The organism is Bacillus thuringiensis, assembly GCF_001182785.1.
Classification (GTDB): domain Bacteria; phylum Bacillota; class Bacilli; order Bacillales; family Bacillaceae_G; genus Bacillus_A; species Bacillus_A thuringiensis_S.
Map to the genome: position 1 here is coordinate 2,608,168 of NZ_CP012099.1, position 23,641 is coordinate 2,631,808.

Sequence of the window (23,641 nt, forward strand, 5' to 3'; positions counted from 1 at the left end):
GGGAAAACATGGAGTTCATCGTTAATCACAAACAATTTACTCAAGCACTTTCAGAAGTTAACAAAGCGATATCAACAAAATCTTTAATTCCTATATTATCTGGTATAAAAATAACTGCAGATCAATCTGGAATTACTTTAATTGCAAGTAACTCAAATATTTTTATCGAAAAATTCATTCCTGTTTCAATTGAAGACGAAAAGATTGCAACTATTATAAAGGCAGGAACTATTGTTGTACCTGCAAAGTATTTCATTGAAATAATAAAGAAAATGCCAAGTGATATAGCAATAAAAAGTAAGAATGAGCAATTAATTACGATACAATCAGAAGAAATCACATTAAGTTTAAATGGATTTCCTGCAGATGAGTTTCCGAATGTACCGCTTATAGACAATCATGCAGAAATCAAAGTAGAGACAGAGCAATTGATTGAAGTATTTAAACAAACAGTCTTTGCGGTAGCGAAAAATGAATCTAGACCTGTTCTTACTGGGGTGCATATAGAGTTATCTAATAATAAGTTAATTTGTGCTGCAACTGACTCACATAGACTAGCGATACGTGAAACATTGCTTTCCTCAGATGTAAAAGCAAATTGTATTGTACCAAGCGCAACCATTAGTGAACTTCTAAAATTAATGAACAGCAATTCGGAATTCGTATATATCTACCTTTCAGAGAGTCATATTATATTTACGCTCGGAACAACTACATTATATTCAAGGCTAATTGAAGGGAAATATCCTAATATTTCTAACCTTATTCCAAATGACTTTAAAACGATTATTAACATAGATAGAAAAAAGATATTACAAGGTGTAGACCGATCAAGTTTATTAGCAAGTGAATGGGCCAATAACAATGTTAACTTAGAAATCATAAACGAATCTACAATTAAAATTTCTTCAAACGCTTCTCAAATTGGGCAAATCTCCGAAACGCAACAAATAGATGCGATTCAAGGCGAAAAACAATTAAATATATCTTTCGATGGGCGTTTTATGGTTGATGCTTTAAGAGCAATAAAAGAAGAAACGATTACTTTAAGCTTTGGCGGTTCTATGAGACCGATATTGATTGAAGCAGGAGAGCAATCTGCAGCAGTACATCTTATATCACCAGTAAGAGCTTATTAGGGATAGAGGAAGGGATTACATTATGTACAAGCAGACTTTTGTTTTATGAAATCATAAATTAATACATTATAAGAATGATGTATTAGTATAGCAAACAGTTTACTAATTCCTACATAATATAATTCATAGACAAAGCAGCAATGGTAATCTGAAATACAAAGCAAAATAATAATAACCTAAATATAAAAGCCATAGATTAATCGATATGGGGTGAGTACGATGAAGAAAATAATTGTTTTACTCATTGGTATAGTTTTAATTATTTTTGCTTTTTATCAATACAACAAAAAAGACTATGCAGCTAAAAGTGCTAACTTGTATGTAGAAGACTTTAAAGGGGCAAATGATTCAATAAAAATACAATCTGCTATTAATAAAGCAGCGTCTAGTAAAATAAAAACCGTATTGCTTGATGATAAAAAGTATAAAATCACGTCACCAATCACTGTTAAAAAAGGTGTGAAATTATTATTTGGTTATGGATCACAATTTGTGGTTGAGGGAAACTTTAGAGTTCTAGAACTAGAGAAAAACGCATCCATTGAAGGAGCGTATATAGCTATTGACGATCCTAAATTTAACTCTGAAGTTATTTATTTAGACGGTAAAAATAAGTATTATAACACTTGGAACAAAACACAAATAAAAGATATAAATATTATCAATTGGACGGAAACGAATAAAGGTACCGGAATTTCTTTATACTCTGCTGGAAAAGAAAATGAAATTTCGTTTGTTAACTTCGAAAACATTAAAATTGTAGGAATGGAAACCGGACTAAAATTAGTAGCAAAAAAACCGAGCACCGGACAAGCTTGGATAAATGCCAATCGTTTTATGAACTTTTCTTTAGAAGACTGTGTAAATATGATTTATATGGATAGTCAAGTAACTACGCCAAATGAAATTAGTGGGAATCAATTTACAAATCTTCAAATACAGCCTTCAAATAAAACAAAAAGCATTATACAGGTAAGTGGGCAGCATAATGAATTTCATGGGATGGTATGGGATTTAAATAAAATAAAACATGAAAACGAACTCGTTGAACTGACTGATAAGAGTATGAATACAGTGGTTGAAATGTCCAGTGTACCAGCAAATAGAGTTTTAGATAGTGGGAAATCCAATATAGTGAAATAAGTTTAAATACAGAAAACAGAGCGAATTCTTTATAAAAGGATTCGCTCTGTTTATATTTTAAAATTAAATTTCCTTCCACCAATCTGATGAAGGATAATTTGTAGATTTAAACGTAATAGATTCGCCAATTTGAGGCGTTGTAATTTTAACTCCTAAACGGTTAGCTTCTTTCGTAACACGTTCTATCGGGTCACTCCATTCGTGTAATGCTAACGTAAAAGCACCCCAATGAATCGGAAGAAGTAATTCTCCTTTAACATCAATATGAGCTTGTACCGTTTCTTCAGGCAACATATGAATCGCAGACCACCTCGGATCATATTGCCCGCATTCCATTAATGTAAGATCGAATGGACCGTATTTATCACCAATTTCCTTAAAGTGAGGGGCATAACCGCTATCACCACTAAAGAAAATTTTAGTCTCTTGACCAAGAATAAGCCATGAACACCATAATGAACGATCTCTATCTGTCATACCACGTCCAGAGAAATGCCTTGCAGGTGCACATACTAACTTAATATTATCAAACGTAATTTCGTCCCACCAATTATGCTCACTAATTTTACTAGGCGAAACACCCCATTTAATAAGATATTGTGCAACTCCAGTTGGAACATAAAAGTGCTTTGCGCGATCTTTTAACTGCATAATACTTTTGTAATTCAAATGATCATAGTGATTATGAGAAATGATAATCGCATCAATTTCTTGAAGGTCATCACGTTCTAAAGAAAAAGCACCACTATAGCGTTTACTATTAAACAAAGGAAATGGGGAAGAGGCATCTCCAAACATCGGGTCTAATAACAGTTTTTTACCTTCGATTTTCAAAAGAGAAGCAGAATGGCCAAACCATGTAACACTCTCTAACGATTCATTATCTTTATTTGATAAAACGATAGGCAAATCCTTTATAGGACGCAGCTTTGATTTTATTTTAAAGTAATCCGTCATTAAACTTATAATATCTTTCGGTTTAAAACTCATATCAGTATGAATTTGATTTGTATATTTCTTATTCATTCGTTCTCCTTTTTACGATTAACAATTTACGTATGTTGTTATTGTAGCTATTTGTAGTTTAAACTATATTATTTTACCTTTCATCTAAAATGCCTTGTATTTCATAAATTCGTCAAATTCATTATTTGTATCTATAAAGTACAAATCGCACAGCAGCAGCTAAGACAAATATTAAGTACATGTAAATTGTTTTTATTTAGTAAATTCCTTCTTATACGCAACGAAGAACATACGTTTCGTTGTATGTTATAGAAGAAAATATGTCTCTAATAAAAGAAAGGAAGGAGAGGATGTAAGTGCACATAGAACGAAAAAAGAAATCAAAATGTAAACTATCAAAATCTGAAATCATGCATTTGTATATTGAAGGGAAGAGCACCTCAGAAATCGCTATGCTTGCTAATGTGTCTGCAAGGTATATTCGTATGGTTCTAACAGACAACAACGTTCCAAGGCGAGCTATAGGGAGCTGGAAGAGAAAGTATGACATAAAAGAAGATTATTTTAAAACTTGGTCAAATAATATGGCTTATATATTAGGGTTTATAGCAGCAGACGGTGCTATACCAAAAGAAAATCAATGTGTCAGTATATCACAAAAAGAAAGTTATATTTTAGAAGATATAAAACAAGAACTAAACACCAACCAGCCACTATATCGAAATAAAAAAACAGGCGTATATATGCTAAACATTAATAGCAAAGTAATAAAAGACGATCTAATGAATATTCACGGAATCATGCCATGTAAATCTTTTAACATTGAATTTCCTTTAGTACCAGAAGAATATTTACATCATTTTGTTCGTGGATATTTTGATGGGGATGGTTACGTCAAGTATGAAACTTATACAGTAAGCTTTGTAGGAGGATCATATAACTTTATGAATTCTTTAAATCAGGTACTACAAAATCAAAATTTACCAGCCGATTTACTAAATCAAAATAAACATTATCGCGTCATTTTAACCGGAAGAAAACCAATACAACTATTTTCAAAGTGGATTTATAAAGACAAAGATATTTATCTGCATAGAAAATATGAAGAATTTCAGAAAGAAAGTCTAAGTCTAGATCAATTAAAAGATCGAAAGCTAAAAAGAACTCAAGCTGCTGTTAAGCAGAGAAAACAAAATTTCCTTAAGGAATATATGAAAAATAAATGTATCGCTAAAACTTGTTCCATTTTAGAAATAAAGGAGCCAACTTTTAAAAGTTGGTTAAAAAATGATAATCAATTTAAAAAAGACTATGAAAGAATTCATTCATTATAAAAACGCAAGAAACCTTAGTATATCTATGCTAAGGTTTTTAATTTTGGATTCTTAGAGGACACTCATTTTCGTTTATAGAACTTAATAAATACATAGATTTTACAATGAATTTATTAGTAAGGAAGGGAATATGAAATGCTCACTAATAATAGTCCGGAGAATATATTACATACGGCTTATGAAACTAAAATGATTTCATCTGGAGATAATTCGCCATCTATAAAAATAAAAGGAACGAAACTTCAATATTTACTTGTATTGGTTCATCTTGGTTTTGAGTCAAATGCTATAAAAATGATGCTAAATTGGACAAATGATGAATTTGAAAAGCACGTTAATTCATTAGAAGTAGAGGGGCTATTGAAACAAACAGGAGGGAGGTACTATCCAACGTGCATGGTGATAACAGCTTGTGAAGGAAAAAAACTTTATAACCTTTGTGAACCTCTAATTAAACCAACACTTAAGATCATTGAAAATCATTCAAATCAAATTGAATTTATTTCAAAAAGAATCGACACGTTTAATCATTTATCTAAAGAATCGTATAGTCTTTTACTGTATAGTGGTGTGTTATTAGATTTTGGACAAATAAATTACATTGAAGAAAACTATTTAAAAAAGAAACGACCTTTAAGAAATAAGAAACGATATTATTATGCTATTCAAGAACAAGAACTAGCAGATATAGAGGCTTTCGGGATGTATGGTAATACGTATTTAGATTTAGGAGAAGTTCAAATTGGTCTTTATGGAAATTCTCGATATTCAACATTAAATTTAATAACAGCAAATAACGAAACATTTGAAGAATATTTTCAAAACACTAATACTGATATTAATTATAAGAAAAAGCAATTAGTAAAAGGTTACGTAGCAGCAGATAGACAAATAGATTTACATTTAAATGTAGTTTATGAAAAATTAGGTTTATATCAAAATTCAAAACCTGTTATCCCTGTATTTAAATCAACAGACTTATCTATACTTAACGAAATTGCAAACACGATCAGTAAAGATTTAGTCTTATTATTTAAAGAAAACGATAAGCCTTTAAAAGAATACTTTGCGAGCAGCAGATACTCACAAGAAATAACTTATGAAGAGTTTTTTATCTGGTGGTATCACTTTTTCTATACAAAAGTAACTGAAGAATTAATAAAACAAGGTGTAATTATAACAAGCGCACAAGAAAATCAAACGTACATAATCCATTAATAACTTTAAATTAAAGTGCTAATATACTTTTACAAATGTAGCAGCTAAATGGATAAATAATTATTAGTAAATAGAGGATAATCTGAAATTAAAATCTAACATATGAAGAAAATGAAATATTTAAAGGGGAGTAGAGCCGTGCAAAAGAAATTTATCAATCCGGAAACGATGTCACCAACTTTTGGATACTCGCATGTAGTCGAAGTTAGTAACGCTAAACGAACAATTTACATATCTGGACAAGTAGCGATCAATACCGATGGTCAAATAGTTGGTGTTGGCGATATAGCTATACAAACGCGACAAGTATTCGAAAACATTAAAAGTGCATTAGATACTTTGGAATTACAATTTAATGATGTAGTAAAATTAACATTTTTCTTAACAGATATTTCTCAAATGGCCACTGTTAGAGATATACGAGATCAATACATTGATACTAAAAATCCACCAGCAAGTTCAGCTGTAGAAGTTAGAAAGTTAATTAACGATAACTTTTTAATTGAAATCGAAGCAATTGCTGTAGCAAACTAATTTTAAAAACTTATTATGAATCATATCCATGCAATTCGTTTAATGCGTTCATTTAAAACGAATTGCATTTTTTATTGTCTTAAATATAATTTATATCTGGAGACATTATCATCAACAACTCATAAAACAAAAACAAATAAGCACACAATCGATTACACAGAATGAATCCGATGAAAAGGGAAGCGTAACAATCTGCACTAACATATAATAAGTTTATTACTTTTATCCAGTTAACATAATATATATTATAGGCAGTTATAGAAACAAAGCAATATCAGGTATCAAAACCCAAGTAAACTATACTTAATGAGACGAAACGGAGATTTTTAGTGAGATTCACAAGAAATCTTATCTAAACAAATTTCTTCAGTTTTTATCGTTTTTATTTGTTATAAATTCATCACAGCAAATCTTAATCAATAATCACTTAAGATTTAACGAATTAAAAACATTTTTGATTGGTAAGAAATTTTTATACAGAAAAATTATTTCTATACAAAATATAAATTAGTAATTTTATTTTATGTTTTACTTAATGAATTTATTGCTATTTGCACATGTTTTACAACTTTACATTATTTGTTGTTATTTCTGTTATTTAGGCTTGACTTTCATTACACATTGTTTTTTATTCTAGTTAACATAACGCTTATTTTTAACATAAAAAAATCCTCCTCACCTTCAGGAAGATTTTTTGTTTGCTATTATTTTATTTATATCTTCTAGTAACAATCCCAATTGTAAATGACATTGAAAAAATCTAGATTTAACAAATCTTCCTTACGTATAAAGAAATTAGCAACCCCAGAATCGCCCCACATAATATTTAATGAATCGTCTGTATCGATTTGCAGCAATAATATGTCATGTTGCTGGTATTTTTCTTCCCATTCTCTCGGATCTGTCTGTGTGAAAAATGGATAACCACCAATTTTATGTCCTTGATCTTTACATAAATCATCATACAGTTCGCCTAATTCTGTATTATTTTCTTCATCAACAATTTCTTCCCAATCAATGTTATCACTAAAAATCATTTCAAATCGATAATCTCTTGGTGTTACTGGTTGATATGCCAACTCAAACTTTAGTTTTGCTGCTTCGGGTATGATAAAATTCTCTAAATCTAAAGTGTTTAAATAACTAAAATCAGTAATAACCTTATTTAAATCTTCTATAATTGTAGAATGATAAATAATTCGAAAGTCTTTTTGGACTGTTGGATGATCAAAATCTGCTCCAAAAAGATCTTCTTCAGCACTTATGAAAAACTGTAACATTCCATGTTGAGGCATATGTTCAATGTTTGGTATTTCTTCAAGGTTTAACTGCGCAAGTAGCATCATAGGTTGTCCGTTTGAGTCTTTAGGATGCTCTTGATCTATAGGTAAATACGGATATCCACCAAACTTACTTTCAAAAAGCGTTGTCTCTGCTTGAGTTCCAGACACTTTAACATACGGTTTCACACTTTCTTCTAAAATACTACGATACTGTTCTAGTTCTTTCGGAATTTGAAGTTGATACGTATTCTTCACTACATTTGCCTCCCTTTAGTAATGAATTGAAAATGCCTAACTTAATTATATAGCAAGCGATAGCTTAATTGAAAATCGTTAAAAATCCATTTTCACCCTCATTTTTTGCGCGCTTGGTGGACAAAGTAGATTATGTTCTAATACCTTTTTATTAATAGTTCGAATTAAATCCGCTGCTTCTGCAGTATTTGTATTTTCTTTTAGCTTTTCTTTTAAATCGTCAATTTCTTTTGAAAGCTCAATCCACCTAGGTAAAACATGATTATTTGCTAAAGTTCTATAAAGTTGCTTTTCAGGATTGTAAGAAAGATCTTTATCAAGATTAAGAGGTTTCCCTTTACCAGGTAAATTATCAAAAGCTCCTTTCTGTTCTGCTTGTTTAACGATAGAACTAATATGATCCTCATACGTATAGGACCAAACTTTCTCATCTTTTACTAAAATCTCTTGTTTTTTTAGTTTTTTATCGAGTTCTTCCTGCTTCATAGATTTTCTCTCCTTTTTATTTTAAAGTGTGGTTTTTATCTATTTCAAAGCTTTCAATCCATCAAACAACTTTTTTCACCCTCACATGCTATCATGACCGTCTTGAAACTCTTCATAAGTGGTTTTGTACCCTTTATCTTTTAAAGCTCTATACAAGTGATTATTGGCCGTTAAAAGAGGTTTATTTTCAAGTTGTCCTGCTACCATATAAAAGTGAAGTTGAGTTGCATTAGAATTTATAGATGAAATTTGATTTTCAATCCAAGGAATATCGTTTTCAAAAGTTAGTTCTTCTAGCTGATTAACATGATCACAGCAATACATGGCGGTATTCCATTTTCGTAAATTAAATAATTGAGTGTTTTTGCGATTGAAGATTACTTAATGCATGGATTTTTATTAAAGACAATGAAATGTTCTTGAAGATGTGAAGTTTGAGAATAATTATGAGGTAGATCAAGATGTTTTGCCCTTGCTGCAATGTGGCAGTAAGGATATTTAATTTTGATAGAATGATATAAGAGCCTTGCTACACTTTTGTAATAAGACTCTTTAAATGAGTTATTTACTAGAATAATTGTCTATTGCTTGAATAGAAAGTTCCAACGATTTTATTCTTCTTTCTAAAAGCGTTCTTTGAGGACTCCCAAGCTTTGACTTAACGTAAATCTTTTCAATTGATGGAAGCAAACCAATTAGAACATTACGAGCTTCTGCTAAATCTTCCTGAGTATAATGATGAGTTTCTTGCTTCCAAACACTTTCTAACATAGCTAAGCCGATACTAGCTGCTTTGAGTCTTTTTTTCACTAAAGTAGTATTTGATCCTTTTTGAGTCATCTGTGATAAGGCATTTTCAAGTTTACTAATTGTTGACTGTAAAGATTTTATTGATTCTACTTTATCTATATTTGATACGTTTTTCATGTTAATGTTATCCCTTCTACGTTGCTAACTTGTTTTGTTTAATGTTCAATGAAATCCTTAAAAGTTTGATTTCACTCGAAATATTTTAACATAAATAACTAACTGTATTCGAGTTGGACAATAACTTAAAGCAAAACAGCTATTCCTCTCTCCTCCCCTGTAGCATTCTATTATATGTACTTCTTTCTTCTCATTAGAATTCCTATATAAACTAGTTGTTAATATTGAATGTTTTATGAACAAAAAAACGTACAAGTAATGTAACCTGTACGTTTTCGCTTTTATTCAGTAAGGTAATAAAGTAATAGCTTCCTGGTCTTCTCATAACTTATGAAATCTCTATACAAAATGGGATAATTCACAATTTCTGTTTCTAGAAAACGATATTGCGGAAACCACTCAAAAAACGATTTTCTTAACCACTTTATTTGTTGAAACGTAATGTTCTGTTCGTTTCCATTTAGTACAGAATTTAAAGTAGCTGCTGTATGCATCCAATAATGATTAAAATCAGCGTTTATACAATCATCTTCGGTAAATTTACTTTTTAAGTCTCGCTGCAATTTTGCTGTAGCACGATAAGGAAACGGTTTATGCAGTGGACTATGCATTTTCTGCAATTCTTTAAAAATAATTTGTTTTCCTAACTTCAACTTTCTCCTCCTTTATTTCTCTATCCAATTTAATAAGTTTTCATAATGATATTGAGCATCTATATACCCAAGATTATATAGATTAACGAGCTTTTCCTTATTTCTTTCTATTCCGCTTATAGGAAGCTGTACACTTGGTTGAATTACATAAAAATTATCGTTTTATTCTTCTCGATTCATATAAGATATCGTCTCATTATAAAAACGATAATGGTCTACTAAATTCTCTGCGATTTTCGGATATTTTCTATATAAAATTTTAGCCAGGCCTGAAAATTTATTTCGCTGCTTCTCATATCCTTCTGGCTTTGTCATAATGACAACGTTCTTTTCATAACCATCCTTTTGGGCTTTCAAAACTGGTATAGGGTCTATAATCCCTCCATCTAATAATTTTCGATTATTATATTCTACAGCAGGTGCTATAAACGGTACAGAGCTTGAGGCGCGAATGATTTTTAAAATATCGTTTCCGTGTTCTGCTTTATTATAATAAATGGCTTGTCCTGATTCGCAATCAGTCGTCCCTATGACAAACTGTTCATTACATTTTAAGAAAGTTTGAAAATCAAATGGTACAATTTTATTAGGTACTTCATCAAATAAAAAATCCATTCCGAATAATTCGCGTTTTCGAATCAAATTTCGATAAGATATATAACGGTGATCTGCTACTAGCTCTGTATTTACTTTCTTATTTCTCCCTTTTTGACGTGATAAATATGTTGCTCCCATACAGGCTCCAGCTGATACGCCGACTACATACGGAAAGAATAAGTTCTTTTCCATGAAATATTCGAGTACACCTGCAGTATATAAACCTTTCATTCCTCCGCCTTCTAATACTAAACCTATATTCTTCATGCTATATCCCTCTGCTTCTTTTTTCTTAATTTCATATTAGCACAAGATTTTAAGATGAGGTTATATAAACTAATTACAACAATAACCAGAAACTACTAAAGTAATGTCATAATATCTTTGTGAGTAACATGTTACAATATAAGTAATTCATTCCACATATATTAAAGGAGGAATTTAATATGGGTTTATTTAGCGGTATTTTAGGAAATGCATCAAATACGAGTTCTGAAAGTGTAGAACGTGATTTAGAGAAGATTATGCTAGACGATGAAAAAGTAGAGCATGCTTATAAATTAATTCGTGATCTAATCGTATTTACAAATCGTCGTCTTATTTTAGTAGATAAACAAGGAGTAACTGGCAAAAAAACAGAATACCATTCTATTCCTTATAAAAGCATTACACAATATAGCATCGAAACGGCTGGGCATTTTGATTTAGATGCAGAACTTAAAATTTGGGTCTCTAGTATGGAGGATCCAATTACGAAAGAATTTAAAGGTGACGATAGTATTTTAAGCATTCAAAAAGCGTTAGTAACCTTTACGACAAAGTAGTGGTTTTCGTATTTTTATTCATTTTTAAAATTACCAATCCGAGTATTTTGGAAGAACATACATTATTTTTGTATATTTAATCTAAAATAACATAAAAAGGTAAAGCGTATTTTATATGCTTTACCTTTCTTTTTTGTAATAAATAAGTGTAGTTTCATCATTTAATTTCTTTATAACTTCTGTTCTTTTATACTCCATCTTTTCATACAAAAAACAATTTTTCTCTTCTTCTAAAATAGTAGCAAGTTCCCAGCTCGTTGCTTCAGGAAACATTTCCTCAATTAATGTAAGTACCTTTTGGGCAATTCCTTTTCCTTGATAACTCGGATGAATAAACATTGGACTGATCCAAAATTTAGAGGGTGTTTCTTTTTGTGAAATGCATATCGCTCCAACAAGATTCATTGCCACTATTATTTTATAGAAGCCACCGTCTACATGATTTATTCTACAAATAGTTTTTTCGATAGTTTCATTTGCTGGATTAGTTTCATAGTCTTTATATTTATGTAATAAAGGGCTAAATGAGTCTATTTGCATTTGAAATATAACTTCTGCATCACTTTCTGTCGCCTTCTCTAATATAATATCCATGTTACCAATTAAGTCGCTTTCTTAACGAGGTAATATGAGCGGTATGATGACGACCATGCCATGCGTATAGTCCTATTGCAACAGCAAGTTTTGTTTCACCAGTTTCAGGATGGTTAAATGTCTTTTCTAAATCTTCAATTTCTAGAGAATATAAAAGGTTAACCCATCTTTTATGTAATGAATCTAGCATAACTAGTGAAACATCTACCGGTAATTTTGAATCGGGTAACTCTGCCCACTTCTCTTCTTTATACGGCTTAATAGTTGGATTCTTTTCTGTCAGTGCTAATTTAAAGCGTATGTAGCTATTCATATGGCTATGAACAACGTGATGAACTACTTGACGTACAGTCCACCCTCCAACGCGATATGGTGTATCTAACTGCTTCTGATCTAAATCTTTAATTGCCTTTGTTAGTTCATGAGGTAAATCTTCAATTTCTTGAATCCATGTATCAATCATTTCTTCAGTTATAGGACGTTTGTATGTAAATTGGCCAATTGGATAACGTAAATCATTCATGAATAAGTCCTCCTTATTATAAGCGTGAAGTATTTCTCCAAATATAATGTACAAACTTCACATGTTCTCCATTTAATTCTACAGAAGTTGTATCTGATTCGTTTTGATAAGAAGAAAATCCGCTTTTTTCTAGTACAATTTTTGATGCGAGATTATTAGTAGTTGTTTTAGCATGAACCCCATGAATTTCATTATTTTTCGCTACGTCTAAAATTAATTTTACGGCTGCTGTTGCAACTCCTTTTTTAGTAAATTTTTCTCCGACCCGATACCCTAGCGAACTAATTCGAGTTTCTGTATCTATATCTACTAAATTTATTCTTCCTACAATTTCTTTTTCTTCATTACGAATTAAATAAAAATAAGAATCTCCATCCGCCTGTTCTATTAATAAATCGTCTAGTAGTTTTTGGAAATATTCAAATTCAAAATATTTCGAGCCGCGATTTGGTACCATTGTTTCAAAAAAAGATTTATTCGTAAGTTCAAACGTAAATAAATCCTTAGCATCTTGTTTCTTTAGTTGCTCTATGTATATTTCCATCCCGTATTCTCCTTCATGATTTACTAACTGTTATACATTCTTTTTTAATCAATTATATTCCTGCTATTTCTTTCGATTAAGCAATACAGATAGTAGCACTTTCGGATGAAAAAGATGAAATGGACTACGAATCAAATTCATCACTCGTACTAACCGAATATAAACATCAGAATTACTTGCGGATAGTCGATATATTTGTTTCGTATACCATAGCTGAAATTTTTGTTTTGTAGTTAATTCTCTCTTTAACTGCGGGTGACGTGATATTTCCGTTGTTGTCATATCCCATGGGGTTTCTATTATATTAGCTGCCTTTTTATAAAATTGTTGTGTAAATGTTTTATCAAGTTGTTTTCTACCTTGCAGAAGTAATTGCAATTGGTGAGCCTCCATAGCAGCAACTGATACACCTTGGCCGAAAACGGGATCAAAACGACATTGCGCATCTCCAACAACTAATAATCCTTCTGGTACATTATTCACTAAATCAAATCGCCGGCGTACTTGATAAGGAATTTTGTATGTCTTTATATCAGTAATTCCCTCAGCCTTGTTTAGGAAATCTGTAACATTAGAAATTGATAGGTTTTCAGCAAAATCATAAAACTCATCATCTGTTTGTGGTGCTTTCTCGTTTGCGTATCCACTGAAAGTAACAAAATAACGATTATCTTCTATCGTTTGAATAAGAACGCCATAAGGGTTATCAGGGAAACTCGGAGACATTAACATATTACAACAGTCTAACTCCTCATTTTCTTTAAGTTTGAACATTTTCGTTGCGTAAAATAAATCAATACGAACTTTCTCTTCTTGTACTTCAATTCCGTATTCTCGTAACCACTCTATACTTTTTGAGCCAAATCCACTCGCATCAACAACAAGATCTGCATGGACTTCTTCTTGTGTATCAGTCTCTAAATATTTAACTTTTACTCCACACACTTTGTTAAGCTTTTCATCTATCAATAACCCTTTAACCAATGTTTCATATTTAATAGTAATATTTGAAATTTGATGTATTCGTTTTTGAATATGCCATTCTAGCAAAGGACGACTTTGTTGAATCATATGTACTTCCCCTATGAACGGTTGTTTCCATAGACCGAATTGATGCCATTTCAAATCACGTGTAAAGTTGTTTATAATACTGCCCGCTTCTATTAATTCATGCGTAATAGTAGGAAACAATTCTTCAATTGCTTTTTCTCCACCTTTTAATAACACGTGAGGATGATTACTTTGTGGAACTCTTTTTCTTGAAGCTTTTCCATCCCATTTTTCACCGACTTCTAAAATGATTACTTCTTTAAAAGAAGTTGATAATGCTTTTGCTGCAAACTTTCCTGCCATACTTCCACCAATAACGATAGCCTTATTAAACATGTTTTCCCCCTTAATAAAAAGAGATCCTGCCTTGTATGAATGAAACAGGATCTTAAACTAATTAACTTCTTTTTCATTATACTTAAAATACATCAGTAAATTGCAACGTTAAAATTAAAATACCTAATCCCCATACGTAATACGCGAATACTTTTAAGGAGTGGCGTTTTAAATATTGAATCATCCATGAAACGGCTATGTATCCAAAAAACGATGCTGATAATGTTCCGACAATTAAAGATGTACTAGAAATAGATTCTGCTTTCCCTTGAAAAACGTCTACAAATTGCAAAATGATAGCTCCGGCGATTGCTGGTGTCGAAAGTAAAAAAGAAAAGTAAGCAGCTGTTTCACGGTCTAATTTTCTCCATAATGCAGCGACAATTGTCATTCCAGAACGGGAAATGGCTGGAAAAATAGCAGCCGCTTGAAATGAACCGATAATTAATGCGTCTTTATATGTTATGTCATCCATTTTTTTACGACCATTCTTTTGTTTATCTGCCATGTAGAGAAAGAATCCGGTCACTAAAAACTCCCAACCGATTGTGATTCCTGTTTTTGAAATATCTTCAAAGAAGTCTTTAAACAATAAACCAATTACAACTGCGGGTATTGTCCCAACGATAAGTAATAACATGAGCTTTGAAAATGGGTTTTTAATTAAATATATAAATTCTTTTTTGTAATAAATAAACACTGCAAGTAAAGTCCCAATATGCAACATCGTATCTAAAAATAAGCCTGCTTCATCTAATTGAAATAAATGTCTTCCTAAATAAAGATGTCCGGTACTACTGATTGGTAAAAATTCTGTTAAACCTTGAATTATACCTAATATGAAAGCTTCTAACCAATTCATGATGGTCTCCTTTCTCTTTTGCTTGTACCAATATATGAGGGTTAAATTTTTGATATGAAAAAAACTATATTTCTCTATGAATTTACTTTTAATTTATGGATATATATGTAAAGAGAATTAAGGAGGGTTATTATGTGGAAGCACACAAAATTCGGTAATGTATTACTTTGGATGGGCCCTATCCTTGTATTTTTAGGACTATGTATGACAAATGTTATTTCAGATATTCCTTTCTTTGAGGGAAAACATAAAACGCTTGGTATTGTACTTATATTTATAGGGATATTCTGTTTTATTGTGGCTAATCATTTAAAAAAAGGAGAAAGATATGAAGAATAAATCTAAATAAAAAACAATCCTGGCATATTAGCTAGGATTGTTTTTTATTAATGTTGATTATTTGTAGAATACTTTATCAACGTTATATTTCGCTTTGTATTCATTAATGATATATGTTTCGTAAATTTCTCTTTCTGTTGGATCTTCTACGATACATGCATCAATGCGGTATACTTCATCACGGTGATTTTTAATTGGTGAAACATTATCTTCAAAATGCTTCTTAATACGTTGTCTAATTTTACGAGCTTTACCTACGAAAAGTAGTTCGTCATTAATATTGTAAAACATAAAAATGCCACCTTTATCTCTAGGGAACAAGTGGAAATCGATAAATCCATTAATTGGAGTAATGATTGGCTCGTCTCCTTTAATAACTTGTTTACGTTCAGTAATTGTAACATCAACTTCAGGGATACTAATTTTAATCAAGTTCATTCACGTCCTCTTTTATTATAAAGATAAATAATAGCATACATAAGTAAGAAAAGCTATGTTCAGGGGCATATTTCATTTTATAATTCAAATATTATAGGTGTATCATGTAAACTTTTCTTCCAAATCATATGATCACTGGATTCTCCCCAGTAATCTTTCAATACATAGCTAGGTTTTCCGAACTTTTTCATCCATATACTTTGCGCATTTTTATATCCACTATCTAAACAATATTCTGTTATCCCTCTGCTAAGTAATGTAAGAAACATTGTATGTAGTAATAAACTCCCTATTCCCTTTCTTTGATACTCCGGAAGTATGAATACAGTTCCTATTTCATACAAATTTTTAAGTACACCACCTGTACAACTAGTAATCAATGTACTTGCTGGACCGGTTTCGATTGTTCCAATGATTTTATCATTACTTGTATCAATCGCTAATAAAAAGTAACGACTTTCTCCGTTACTTTCAAAATCACTTTTCAAATACTGCTTTTTTGAGTTAATTTCATTTTCTATATCATCCAATAATTGTGACAATCCTTCATTTTTGTATGTATTCGTAATAACGATACGGAAAAATAAATATAGTTCATCTACATCATTCAAATTCGGTCTTCTAACTGCAACGTTAGTCATGAATGCATTCTCCAATCTTCATTATGCCATTGTCAATACAACACTTTACATAATCTATTCATCATTATTCTGCAAAAACCTGCATAAATCCAGCAGTATAGAAAGCTCAGTATAAATATTGATAAAATAATTTTTATGTCCATAGTTGTATGAACAGTAGGACCAAGTACCGGAAAACGGAAAATATCGAGAACGATCATAATCCCTATAAGTAGACAAGTCGCTGAAAAGGAAACAATCCAAATTCTCCTCTTGAATTTTAAAAAGGCTAGTCCTAAGGCTAGACCTAATAAGCCTGTAGTAAAAGGAAAGACAATTAGTTCACTTGGCTCAATAATAAATAATAGAAAAATAGTAAGAATATAAGAAAGTATTCCCTCACGAATAGAATAGAAAATAGCAAAAAAAATTGGCAATGTCGAAAATGGACTAATGAGTAAACCTATACCAGGAACTAAGTTTCCTGCTGCTTGAAACATGGTGGCCAATGCACTCATTAAAGCTGTAAGTACTAACTTATTCGCAAGGGACAATTTTCTTTTATGAACAAAGTTCGTATCATGTTCTATCATCAATTGATACCAATAACGTACAAACCAATTCATTAAAATACCCCCTAAAGATACCTCATTCATTACTTTCTATATTATTCATACACTAGTGGTTTATGAGCTGCTTTCTACTTGTTATGAATTACTAGACAATAAAAGACTTTTAGGGGGATAAATTGTGCGTTTTGAAACAAAATGAATTCCCTGGATTATTAAACTGCGAGTGTATATCGCATCAAGGAACAATTTCGAAAATGGTACCTTTGTTAAAATCAGTTACTTTCATAGAACCGTAAACTCCTAAATATAATCTAGTTTGATTCAAATTTGTTCCTAAACTCATATAATAAGCTTCTTGCGTACCAAAATCATAATTGGTTTCAATAGCATGAAACTCAGCATGTTTACCGTCTGTACCTGCTCTAGTATAGGCTAAAACCCCCTTAACTGGAGACTGTGATTCTTCTTTCTGGGCAAGGTCAGTAAATACGACGCTACTTGTTAAATTCGGGATTGCAGTTCCCATATACGGCTGAACTCCTGTAAGTGAAGTTCCTCCAAATTTATCGGGTCTGGAATCTTTATGAAAATAACTAAGTAGAGGCAGAATACGCTTCACTGAAGTTTGTATCGTTTCATCATAATAAGCCATTGTTCTCTCATCCAAAGTCTGATTCTCAGAACAATGTCGTATAAAAGAAGTAGGTAAATCCCCTTCCCATCCTCGCCATCCAAAATTGATAAACCCATCTTGAGTGGGAGTTAGCCTCATAAAATGCATTTGAACAAGTTCTGTAACCGGTATAGGTTTATATTGAATAAATGAAAAAATAGACTCTACAATATCCTGTCCGACATTTCCGGTGTATTTGATATATTGATTATAAAACCTTTGAAATGAAATGCCAGTTATATTACGTACTCCTTTTGCAATTACTGTAAGTGTTTCTTGTATAGATAAAGGAAGTTCATCGAAGCGTGTAACTACAGGAGGGTTATTTATAAATGTATTTTTACTTACATCGATTTCAATTATTTTACCTGCTATTTCTAAATCATCTTGGCTTAAATTAAATGGATCATAACCTGATCCGCCATCTCCATTTGTAAAAACAAGTTTTCCAGTCTCAGGTGAAAAGTTTAAACTATTGACTCCGTTATGATTAAAAAATGGTCTTCTTACATTCAGTAATGTTCGTCGCTTTTGAGCTTGACCATTAGATTGTAAATTCCATTCTTCCACAGTATCAATGTGATCATATTGCGTATTTCTATTAACCCACTTTAAATTTAACGTTTTAGGGTCACAAGGATTCGGTTTAAATTGTTCAGAAAGTGCACCTAGCCCTTGAGTTCCGGCTACTGAATAATGAAGATAAAATAACCCATTTTGATAAAATTTTGGATGGAACGCAAGTCCTAGCAATCCGCGTTCATCATAACCGCTACTAGAAACACCTTCTTCAAATGTACCTAATTTAATAATTTGTTGACGAATATCTAAAAATGTCTTTATAACGCCGTCCCCTATGTAAAAAATCTCTCCTAATTGGGTTGCGATAAATAGTCTTTCGGTCGATTCACCTGGAAGTATCGTTGTTTTCAATACGGTTGGTAAATTTATATTATGAACAATGGGTCGTAAACTAACTTTAACTTTTGTCAATTAACTGTACACCCCTTTTTCTTCTTTTTTATAGAAGAATATGATTAGAGTAGTTCTGTTAGTATCGAATAAGTCGCATTCCTTTTTATTACAATTTTGTATATAATATAATTATAAATACTCTGGGGGACGAACTATGATAATCGTACTACAAATCATCTTACCAATAATTTTCGCAGTCTATTTATTTACCCTCTATCGTAATACGACTATTGGAAAAGCCGCTTTTCTTTTAGCGATCATTATAGGGATTTTCGGTTTAGAGAATATTTTTCAATATGCTAGTCTAACAGATCATGCTATTTATCCATATTGGGGAAGTTTGAAGGCTGTTGTTATCGTTTTATCAGTCGTATTTCTATTTAAAAAAGGTGGTTTAACAGGAAAATATTGATTTGTAATGCGTTACATATTTTCTTGTTAAATTGCTTTTATTTTATAAAAGAAGAAATATTTATGTGAAAATAAGAAGGGATGTGTTACATATGTCTATAAATATTATTTCAATAATCTCTATCATAATATGGATTGTGTTAATTACAGAACTTATAAAACCTTCAAAAGAACAGAATGGACGAAAAATAGTAACTTTAGTAACTGCTGGTTCCGTATCAACACTTATTTTGACGGTTTCATTTATTCAAAATATCCCGTTTTGGAATTGATAGTGATATAACTAACAAAAATATGTATAAATAAAAAGATTAGGATTCACTCCTAATCTTTTTATATTTTGGGATAGCACCACATGCCCAGCAAGCTAAGGTCTTGAAGTAGCCCCTAAACAAAATTTTAAATTTTTCTAAAGTTATTTATGTGAATTCAAATCATTTTTAGGAACAATGCATTTCTTAAGTTTATGGCGATGTAGCGGGATAACCATTTGTTCAACTGGATACTACATGAAATTATAAAATTAGTACCGTACATATTAGACATATCTAAAATGTACGGTACTTTTGTTTACTATTGGTACACTTATCTACTTAAAGATAAGTATGTGGTCCTTTTACAATTTGAATTTCTTTTTAAGTTTCTTATATTTTCTGTACGAACGTCTAACAATGTTTAACATAAAATACGGTATTTTAACGGGGAGAGGCAATTTATAAATGAAAGGAAAATAAAAGGTGAAATATGCCTTTTCTAGGTCTCTCCACTTACTATCTTCTTTTGTTTTTAAGAAATCAGATACATCGACTACATATCCCCTTCCTTTTTCCATCATCACATTTTTCCCGTGAACATCACAAGGAGTTAACCCTTGTTCCCTCGCATACTCTAAAGCCTCATTAATATCAAGTATTACTTGCTTAGGAATTTTAATCCCCTTATGAATAGCATCGTATAAGGTAATTTCTTTTAAACGTTTCAATACTATGAAATTTTCTCCTTTATATATAAGCTTTGAATAAGAAGGATGATCTCCAATTCTTCGGTATACTTCTGACTCTTTTTCAATTCCTTCTCCTTCTCGCACGTAAACTTTCACTACCCAATCTTTGTATTCTTTGTGCATGAATACTGCGGCATAATTACCTGTTCCTAAACACTTCCAAAGTCTAGGAATATCTTTAACTACTACAGGCTCGAATTCATCCTCACTTCTTATACTTACCTCTTTTAATAATTCATCCTTTATCAATCCCACAAAACTATTTATACTCATCATTCCCACTCCGGTTTTGCTAAAAGGGGGCCCACCCACATTTTAACGAAAATATACACTAAGCGAATTTTAGCATAAAACGAGTCATCTTTCTTCTTAAAATAAAAAGCTAACTCGTTTTATTTAAACTGTTGAATACTTAATATTTATTCCGTTATTCATAGCCAAAAACCGTACGATATAAAAATATTTCTAACTATTTTCATTTTTTCAGAGTCAACTGTATAGGGCTTTTCTTAGTACAAGTTCTCTTAGTAAATTACCTATACAAAATCTATATTACTCTATTTTATAATCTAAAACATTGTTTAGAAGTGTAGCAAAGGTTTGTTAATGGTTCAATTCTTGTTCCACTACTATCTTTGTTAGCTAACACTTTTATTGTTTTAATAATCTTTTGTTTAATTCCCACAATGCTGTTTTGTTACTATCCCATTTCAAAAGCGTTACTGCTTCCTCAAAGCATAACCATTTATAATGGAAGTGTTCTTTAGATAATGATATGTTTTTTGTAGGGACTTTAACTCCAAAAGAAAATTCTTTTATTACATAAATCTCTTCTCCCCAAAGGAATCCTCCAACTACATCCTCTACTGGTAGTGAAGACACAGAATCTAATTGTATATATGGACATTCTCTTGTAATACCAGCCTCTTCAAACGCTTCCCGTTTTGCTGATTCAATAGGAATCTCACCGTCTTCTCCGCCACCAGCTATTCCTTGCCAATAACCATAATCACTTCGGTTAAAAATAGCATATTGAATAGAATCGTCAGTTTTTATATAAGGAAATATCAATACTTGATATGGTGCTCTCATTACTTAACCTCCTCTCGAAAATAAGTTTTAAATCAATATGAATAAAGAGCCGACATCACAATTCTACATTATTAATGCAGGTTTATAATGTTGGCTCTCTATTTTTAAAGAATTTTATTTTTCATAAACAGGCTTACTCTTAACAGAGGAAAAACTGCTTATTCTCTGTCGAATTTGTTTAGCATGGTTTTTCCTAAATGTTAGCAGTACCCTATATTATTCAATTGCGCCAGCAACGTCATAATCATTTAAATCTAATTCAATCGGTTGTCCGAGCGCTAATTTAGCAAGTTCCGCTCCTAAGTATGGACCAGCTGTTAAACCCGAAGCTCCTAATCCATTCGCAACGAAAATTCCTTCAAAGTTAGGTAGCGGTCCGATAACAGGTAAGAATCCTGGTGTGAATGGTCTGAATCCAACTCTCGTTTCAAGCATTGTAGCATTTTCTAAGCCAGGTGCAACTGCTAATGCCTTATGGAATACTTCATGTAAACCACCTGCTGTTACACGATGATCGAAACCAGTATCATTCTCATGTGTTGCACCAATTACGACATGACCATTGTCAAACGTTAAAATATATTGATCGTTTGGTGGCATAACAACTGGCATATTTTCTGTTGCTGTATTTTCAATTTGCAGATGAACAATTTGTCCTTTTTGGAATGTAACTAAGAAATTAATTCCTAATGGGTTCAAGATTTCATTCGCCCATGCGCCTGCAGTTACAATAACCTTTTCCGCTAAAATTGTTTCATCGTTTACTGTAACTCCAGTAATATGATTTCCTTCACGGACCAATATGGCATCGCCTTTTATAAAAGTTGCACCATGTTTTTTCGCAGCACTTATTAATGCATTGCGTAATAATCTTCCATTCACTCGTGCAGCACCACTAATATGAACAGAACTATATTCGTCTGATAATGCTGGGAATAATTTTTTTGTTTCTTCAGCTGATAAGCGAGTGATTTCACCAATCTCTGGGGCATCTTCACGTCGTTTATAAGCTCGCTCTTCCATTTGATCTAACTTTTTCTCGTCAGTATGTAAACTAATTGCACCCACACGATTATATCCTGTGTCCGTTTCACCGTCTTCTTCTAATTGCTGAATTAACGAAGAATAGTAACGTGCACCGCCTTTAACAATTTTATACCATGCTTTATTACGACGCTGTGATAGCCATGGACATACAATACCTGCTCCTGCATCAGTTGCTTGCCCTAATTGTTGGCGATCCACGATAGTAACATTCGCACCTGCCTTAGCAAGATGATAAGCAGTAGACGCTCCTAAAATTCCAGATCCAACTACAATATACGATTTCATTTCAAACACCTTTTCTCTTTTGCTAATTATATAAATATAAGAACATTCCTTAGTATAATGGAAGGAATACTTTTTTCAATGTACTCATCACAATTAATTGTTGCAGCATTGTGAATTTCTTAATCATCATTTTTTCTTCTTACGGAATAACTCAATTGTTTTATAGCCTTGTGAAAGGATTTCTATCATTTTCTCTAGACGTTTTTCACGTGTTTTTTCTTGTTTTACAGAAAAAAGATTACGTGCCCAATCTTTCTGATATCCAGGCGTTAAACTTTGATAAAACTTAAGTTCATTTGGGTGATTTGTTAATAATGCTTCAACATCTTTAATTTGATCTGCATAATCGGCAACACATTGACTCATAGCAGATGTTTTCGTTGTTTTTTTCTTTTCACGTTTTAAACCTACAACAGTAAAGACTTCATCCATACTTACCATTCGTGCAAATTTAATATCGCTTTCTCCCACATAACCATCTTCTCCAACGTTTAATGCCGGAAACATCTCATCACGGTGAATAAACGTACTATAACGAGCATTACCTTTTTTCGGATATGCGAAGAATACGTAACCTTTTTCAATTAGTAATTCTTCATTACTAATAATAAAATTCGTTTGTTTCACCATTTCATCAAGCGTTTCTACAAATATAAAGATAGCATCGTGTTCTTTTGAGAATGCATTTTCTTTACCTGTAAAAATGTCATAATCACTTGGTTCGTTAATAACGACCATATTTGTATACTTATTAAGTTTCAATTTATCAATAACTGACATAATAATCTTCCTTTACATTCAAAATTCATTGTACATACTTTTTCGTACTGTTCTAGTGTATTATATGTATTAAGAAAATCAAACTTTAAATCGTGTTGTTCTGCCGCAAAAGAACATAATTCTTTAATAGATAGGGTG

At 31.6% G+C, this 23,641-nt stretch carries 26 protein-coding genes and 2 pseudogenes; 9 read left to right on the forward strand and 19 right to left on the reverse strand.

What is annotated here, in order from left to right; genetic code table 11:
* Positions 1 to 8: 8 nt before the first annotated feature.
* The gene (gene dnaN, locus AC241_RS13440) at positions 9 to 1,139 is read left to right on the forward strand and encodes a DNA polymerase III subunit beta (RefSeq protein WP_029442480.1); all 1,131 of its coding nucleotides are present in this window, start codon (positions 9 to 11) and stop codon (positions 1,137 to 1,139) included.
* Positions 1,140 to 1,358: 219 nt separating this feature from the next.
* Positions 1,359 to 2,282 (forward strand): hypothetical protein, encoded by a 924-nt coding sequence (locus tag AC241_RS13445; RefSeq protein WP_043938411.1) that lies wholly within the window; start codon positions 1,359 to 1,361, stop codon positions 2,280 to 2,282.
* A 63-nt stretch (positions 2,283 to 2,345) separates the two neighbouring features.
* On the opposite strand, the gene AC241_RS13450 is transcribed toward AC241_RS13445, so the two are convergent.
* The gene (locus tag AC241_RS13450) at positions 2,346 to 3,308 is read right to left on the reverse strand and encodes an MBL fold metallo-hydrolase (RefSeq protein ID WP_050843833.1); all 963 of its coding nucleotides are present in this window, start codon (positions 3,306 to 3,308) and stop codon (positions 2,346 to 2,348) included.
* Between the two features lie 296 nt (positions 3,309 to 3,604).
* On the opposite strand from AC241_RS13450, the gene AC241_RS13455 reads away from it, so the two are divergent.
* From AC241_RS13455 to AC241_RS13465, 3 genes are all read left to right on the forward strand, one after another.
* Positions 3,605 to 4,582: an LAGLIDADG family homing endonuclease gene (locus tag AC241_RS13455; RefSeq protein WP_050843836.1), complete on the forward strand. Its 978-nt coding sequence runs from the start codon at positions 3,605 to 3,607 to the stop codon at positions 4,580 to 4,582.
* A 135-nt stretch (positions 4,583 to 4,717) separates the two neighbouring features.
* The gene (locus tag AC241_RS13460) at positions 4,718 to 5,800 is read left to right on the forward strand and encodes a hypothetical protein (protein ID WP_050843838.1); all 1,083 of its coding nucleotides are present in this window, start codon (positions 4,718 to 4,720) and stop codon (positions 5,798 to 5,800) included.
* 138 nt (positions 5,801 to 5,938) lie between these two features.
* Positions 5,939 to 6,334: a RidA family protein gene (locus AC241_RS13465; RefSeq protein ID WP_050843840.1), complete on the forward strand. Its 396-nt coding sequence runs from the start codon at positions 5,939 to 5,941 to the stop codon at positions 6,332 to 6,334.
* A gap of 722 nt (positions 6,335 to 7,056) precedes the next feature.
* On the opposite strand, the gene AC241_RS13470 is transcribed toward AC241_RS13465, so the two are convergent.
* The 5 genes and pseudogenes from AC241_RS13470 to AC241_RS13495 all read right to left on the reverse strand — a co-directional run bounded on the left by AC241_RS13470 (position 7,057) and on the right by AC241_RS13495 (position 10,802).
* Entirely contained in the window at positions 7,057 to 7,872 is an 816-nt protein-coding gene (locus AC241_RS13470; protein WP_050843842.1) for a YwqG family protein, read from the reverse strand.
* A gap of 78 nt (positions 7,873 to 7,950) precedes the next feature.
* Positions 7,951 to 8,831 (reverse strand): annotated as a pseudogene (locus AC241_RS36020) (DnaJ family domain-containing protein); the annotation flags it as partial.
* Positions 8,832 to 8,919: 88 nt separating this feature from the next.
* Positions 8,920 to 9,285, reverse strand: coding sequence for a hypothetical protein (locus AC241_RS13485; protein ID WP_029442483.1), 366 nt, complete (start codon positions 9,283 to 9,285; stop codon positions 8,920 to 8,922).
* 281 nt (positions 9,286 to 9,566) lie between these two features.
* A complete protein-coding gene (locus AC241_RS13490; RefSeq protein ID WP_029442484.1) occupies positions 9,567 to 9,938 on the reverse strand; it encodes a YxiJ-like family protein in 372 nt (123 codons plus the stop codon).
* 12 nt (positions 9,939 to 9,950) lie between these two features.
* Positions 9,951 to 10,802, reverse strand: a pseudogene (locus AC241_RS13495) (patatin-like phospholipase family protein).
* A 179-nt stretch (positions 10,803 to 10,981) separates the two neighbouring features.
* On the opposite strand from AC241_RS13495, the gene AC241_RS13500 reads away from it, so the two are divergent.
* The gene (locus AC241_RS13500; RefSeq protein ID WP_000522472.1) at positions 10,982 to 11,359 is read left to right on the forward strand and encodes a PH domain-containing protein; all 378 of its coding nucleotides are present in this window, start codon (positions 10,982 to 10,984) and stop codon (positions 11,357 to 11,359) included.
* Positions 11,360 to 11,479: 120 nt separating this feature from the next.
* Here the strand turns inward: AC241_RS13500 and AC241_RS13505 are convergent, their stop codons facing one another.
* The 5 genes from AC241_RS13505 to AC241_RS13525 all read right to left on the reverse strand — a co-directional run bounded on the left by AC241_RS13505 (position 11,480) and on the right by AC241_RS13525 (position 15,268).
* A complete protein-coding gene (locus tag AC241_RS13505; RefSeq protein WP_029442486.1) occupies positions 11,480 to 11,953 on the reverse strand; it encodes a GNAT family N-acetyltransferase in 474 nt (157 codons plus the stop codon).
* A gap of 1 nt (position 11,954) precedes the next feature.
* The gene (locus AC241_RS13510) at positions 11,955 to 12,476 is read right to left on the reverse strand and encodes a YfiT family bacillithiol transferase (RefSeq protein WP_050843846.1); all 522 of its coding nucleotides are present in this window, start codon (positions 12,474 to 12,476) and stop codon (positions 11,955 to 11,957) included.
* A gap of 16 nt (positions 12,477 to 12,492) precedes the next feature.
* A complete protein-coding gene (locus AC241_RS13515) occupies positions 12,493 to 13,020 on the reverse strand; it encodes a GNAT family N-acetyltransferase (protein WP_029442487.1) in 528 nt (175 codons plus the stop codon).
* Positions 13,021 to 13,083: 63 nt separating this feature from the next.
* Complete coding sequence (locus AC241_RS13520) at positions 13,084 to 14,406, reverse strand: FAD-dependent oxidoreductase (protein ID WP_050843848.1); 1,323 nt, start codon at positions 14,404 to 14,406, stop codon at positions 13,084 to 13,086.
* An 82-nt stretch (positions 14,407 to 14,488) separates the two neighbouring features.
* Positions 14,489 to 15,268, reverse strand: coding sequence for an undecaprenyl-diphosphate phosphatase (locus AC241_RS13525; RefSeq protein ID WP_016081372.1), 780 nt, complete (start codon positions 15,266 to 15,268; stop codon positions 14,489 to 14,491).
* A gap of 132 nt (positions 15,269 to 15,400) precedes the next feature.
* Between AC241_RS13525 and AC241_RS13530 the strand changes: the two genes are divergently transcribed.
* Positions 15,401 to 15,607 (forward strand): hypothetical protein, encoded by a 207-nt coding sequence (locus AC241_RS13530; protein WP_000265470.1) that lies wholly within the window; start codon positions 15,401 to 15,403, stop codon positions 15,605 to 15,607.
* A 57-nt stretch (positions 15,608 to 15,664) separates the two neighbouring features.
* Here the strand turns inward: AC241_RS13530 and AC241_RS13535 are convergent, their stop codons facing one another.
* The 4 genes from AC241_RS13535 to AC241_RS13550 all read right to left on the reverse strand — a co-directional run bounded on the left by AC241_RS13535 (position 15,665) and on the right by AC241_RS13550 (position 18,903).
* Positions 15,665 to 16,045 carry a nucleotide excision repair endonuclease gene (locus AC241_RS13535; protein WP_001048947.1) on the reverse strand — a complete coding sequence of 127 codons (381 nt, stop codon included), beginning with the start codon at positions 16,043 to 16,045 and terminating at the stop codon, positions 15,665 to 15,667.
* Between the two features lie 77 nt (positions 16,046 to 16,122).
* Positions 16,123 to 16,686, reverse strand: a complete 564-nt coding sequence (locus AC241_RS13540) for a GNAT family N-acetyltransferase (protein ID WP_016081371.1) — start codon at positions 16,684 to 16,686, stop codon at positions 16,123 to 16,125.
* Between the two features lie 32 nt (positions 16,687 to 16,718).
* Positions 16,719 to 17,291 carry a hypothetical protein gene (locus tag AC241_RS13545; protein ID WP_043938419.1) on the reverse strand — a complete coding sequence of 191 codons (573 nt, stop codon included), beginning with the start codon at positions 17,289 to 17,291 and terminating at the stop codon, positions 16,719 to 16,721.
* Positions 17,292 to 17,472: 181 nt separating this feature from the next.
* Positions 17,473 to 18,903: a PQQ-dependent sugar dehydrogenase gene (locus AC241_RS13550; RefSeq protein ID WP_029442492.1), complete on the reverse strand. Its 1,431-nt coding sequence runs from the start codon at positions 18,901 to 18,903 to the stop codon at positions 17,473 to 17,475.
* 136 nt (positions 18,904 to 19,039) lie between these two features.
* On the opposite strand from AC241_RS13550, the gene AC241_RS13555 reads away from it, so the two are divergent.
* Together AC241_RS13555 and AC241_RS13560 are read left to right on the forward strand one after the other, a co-directional pair.
* A complete protein-coding gene (locus AC241_RS13555) occupies positions 19,040 to 19,297 on the forward strand; it encodes a hypothetical protein (RefSeq protein WP_016081368.1) in 258 nt (85 codons plus the stop codon).
* Between the two features lie 91 nt (positions 19,298 to 19,388).
* Complete coding sequence (locus AC241_RS13560) at positions 19,389 to 19,568, forward strand: hypothetical protein (protein ID WP_000026312.1); 180 nt, start codon at positions 19,389 to 19,391, stop codon at positions 19,566 to 19,568.
* A 344-nt stretch (positions 19,569 to 19,912) separates the two neighbouring features.
* Here the strand turns inward: AC241_RS13560 and AC241_RS13565 are convergent, their stop codons facing one another.
* From AC241_RS13565 to AC241_RS13580, 4 genes are all read right to left on the reverse strand, one after another.
* The gene (locus tag AC241_RS13565) at positions 19,913 to 20,572 is read right to left on the reverse strand and encodes a protein kinase family protein (RefSeq protein ID WP_016081367.1); all 660 of its coding nucleotides are present in this window, start codon (positions 20,570 to 20,572) and stop codon (positions 19,913 to 19,915) included.
* A gap of 378 nt (positions 20,573 to 20,950) precedes the next feature.
* The gene (locus AC241_RS13570) at positions 20,951 to 21,391 is read right to left on the reverse strand and encodes an NUDIX hydrolase (protein ID WP_048564750.1); all 441 of its coding nucleotides are present in this window, start codon (positions 21,389 to 21,391) and stop codon (positions 20,951 to 20,953) included.
* Positions 21,392 to 21,607: 216 nt separating this feature from the next.
* Positions 21,608 to 22,723: an NAD(P)/FAD-dependent oxidoreductase gene (locus AC241_RS13575; protein WP_016081365.1), complete on the reverse strand. Its 1,116-nt coding sequence runs from the start codon at positions 22,721 to 22,723 to the stop codon at positions 21,608 to 21,610.
* Positions 22,724 to 22,849: 126 nt separating this feature from the next.
* Positions 22,850 to 23,503: a YdeI/OmpD-associated family protein gene (locus tag AC241_RS13580; protein ID WP_029442494.1), complete on the reverse strand. Its 654-nt coding sequence runs from the start codon at positions 23,501 to 23,503 to the stop codon at positions 22,850 to 22,852.
* Between the last annotated feature and the right edge of the window lie 138 nt (positions 23,504 to 23,641).

Excerpts from the sequence above, each read along its gene's own strand:
- AC241_RS13515 (WP_029442487.1), bottom strand. The coding sequence starts at position 13,020 with ATGGAAATATACATAGAGCAACTAAAGAAACAAGATGCTAAGGATTTA.
- AC241_RS13530 (WP_000265470.1), top strand. The coding sequence starts at position 15,401 with ATGTGGAAGCACACAAAATTCGGTAATGTATTACTTTGGATGGGCCCT.
- AC241_RS13510 (WP_050843846.1), bottom strand. The coding sequence starts at position 12,476 with ATGAATGATTTACGTTATCCAATTGGCCAATTTACATACAAACGTCCT.
- AC241_RS13575 (WP_016081365.1), bottom strand. The coding sequence starts at position 22,723 with ATGAAATCGTATATTGTAGTTGGATCTGGAATTTTAGGAGCGTCTACT.
- AC241_RS13450 (WP_050843833.1), bottom strand. The coding sequence starts at position 3,308 with ATGAATAAGAAATATACAAATCAAATTCATACTGATATGAGTTTTAAA.
- AC241_RS13500 (WP_000522472.1), top strand. The coding sequence starts at position 10,982 with ATGGGTTTATTTAGCGGTATTTTAGGAAATGCATCAAATACGAGTTCT.
- AC241_RS13485 (WP_029442483.1), bottom strand. The coding sequence starts at position 9,285 with ATGAAAAACGTATCAAATATAGATAAAGTAGAATCAATAAAATCTTTA.
- AC241_RS13580 (WP_029442494.1), bottom strand. The coding sequence starts at position 23,503 with ATGTCAGTTATTGATAAATTGAAACTTAATAAGTATACAAATATGGTC.
- AC241_RS13540 (WP_016081371.1), bottom strand. The coding sequence starts at position 16,686 with ATGACTAACGTTGCAGTTAGAAGACCGAATTTGAATGATGTAGATGAA.
- AC241_RS13460 (WP_050843838.1), top strand. The coding sequence starts at position 4,718 with ATGCTCACTAATAATAGTCCGGAGAATATATTACATACGGCTTATGAA.
- AC241_RS13505 (WP_029442486.1), bottom strand. The coding sequence starts at position 11,953 with ATGGATATTATATTAGAGAAGGCGACAGAAAGTGATGCAGAAGTTATA.
- dnaN (WP_029442480.1), top strand. The coding sequence starts at position 9 with ATGGAGTTCATCGTTAATCACAAACAATTTACTCAAGCACTTTCAGAA.
- AC241_RS13445 (WP_043938411.1), top strand. The coding sequence starts at position 1,359 with ATGAAGAAAATAATTGTTTTACTCATTGGTATAGTTTTAATTATTTTT.
- AC241_RS13565 (WP_016081367.1), bottom strand. The coding sequence starts at position 20,572 with ATGAGTATAAATAGTTTTGTGGGATTGATAAAGGATGAATTATTAAAA.
- AC241_RS13535 (WP_001048947.1), bottom strand. The coding sequence starts at position 16,045 with ATGAACTTGATTAAAATTAGTATCCCTGAAGTTGATGTTACAATTACT.
- AC241_RS13560 (WP_000026312.1), top strand. The coding sequence starts at position 19,389 with ATGTCTATAAATATTATTTCAATAATCTCTATCATAATATGGATTGTG.
- AC241_RS13570 (WP_048564750.1), bottom strand. The coding sequence starts at position 21,391 with ATGAGAGCACCATATCAAGTATTGATATTTCCTTATATAAAAACTGAC.
- AC241_RS13525 (WP_016081372.1), bottom strand. The coding sequence starts at position 15,268 with ATGAATTGGTTAGAAGCTTTCATATTAGGTATAATTCAAGGTTTAACA.
- AC241_RS13555 (WP_016081368.1), top strand. The coding sequence starts at position 19,040 with ATGATAATCGTACTACAAATCATCTTACCAATAATTTTCGCAGTCTAT.
- AC241_RS13520 (WP_050843848.1), bottom strand. The coding sequence starts at position 14,406 with ATGTTTAATAAGGCTATCGTTATTGGTGGAAGTATGGCAGGAAAGTTT.
- AC241_RS13545 (WP_043938419.1), bottom strand. The coding sequence starts at position 17,291 with ATGAATTGGTTTGTACGTTATTGGTATCAATTGATGATAGAACATGAT.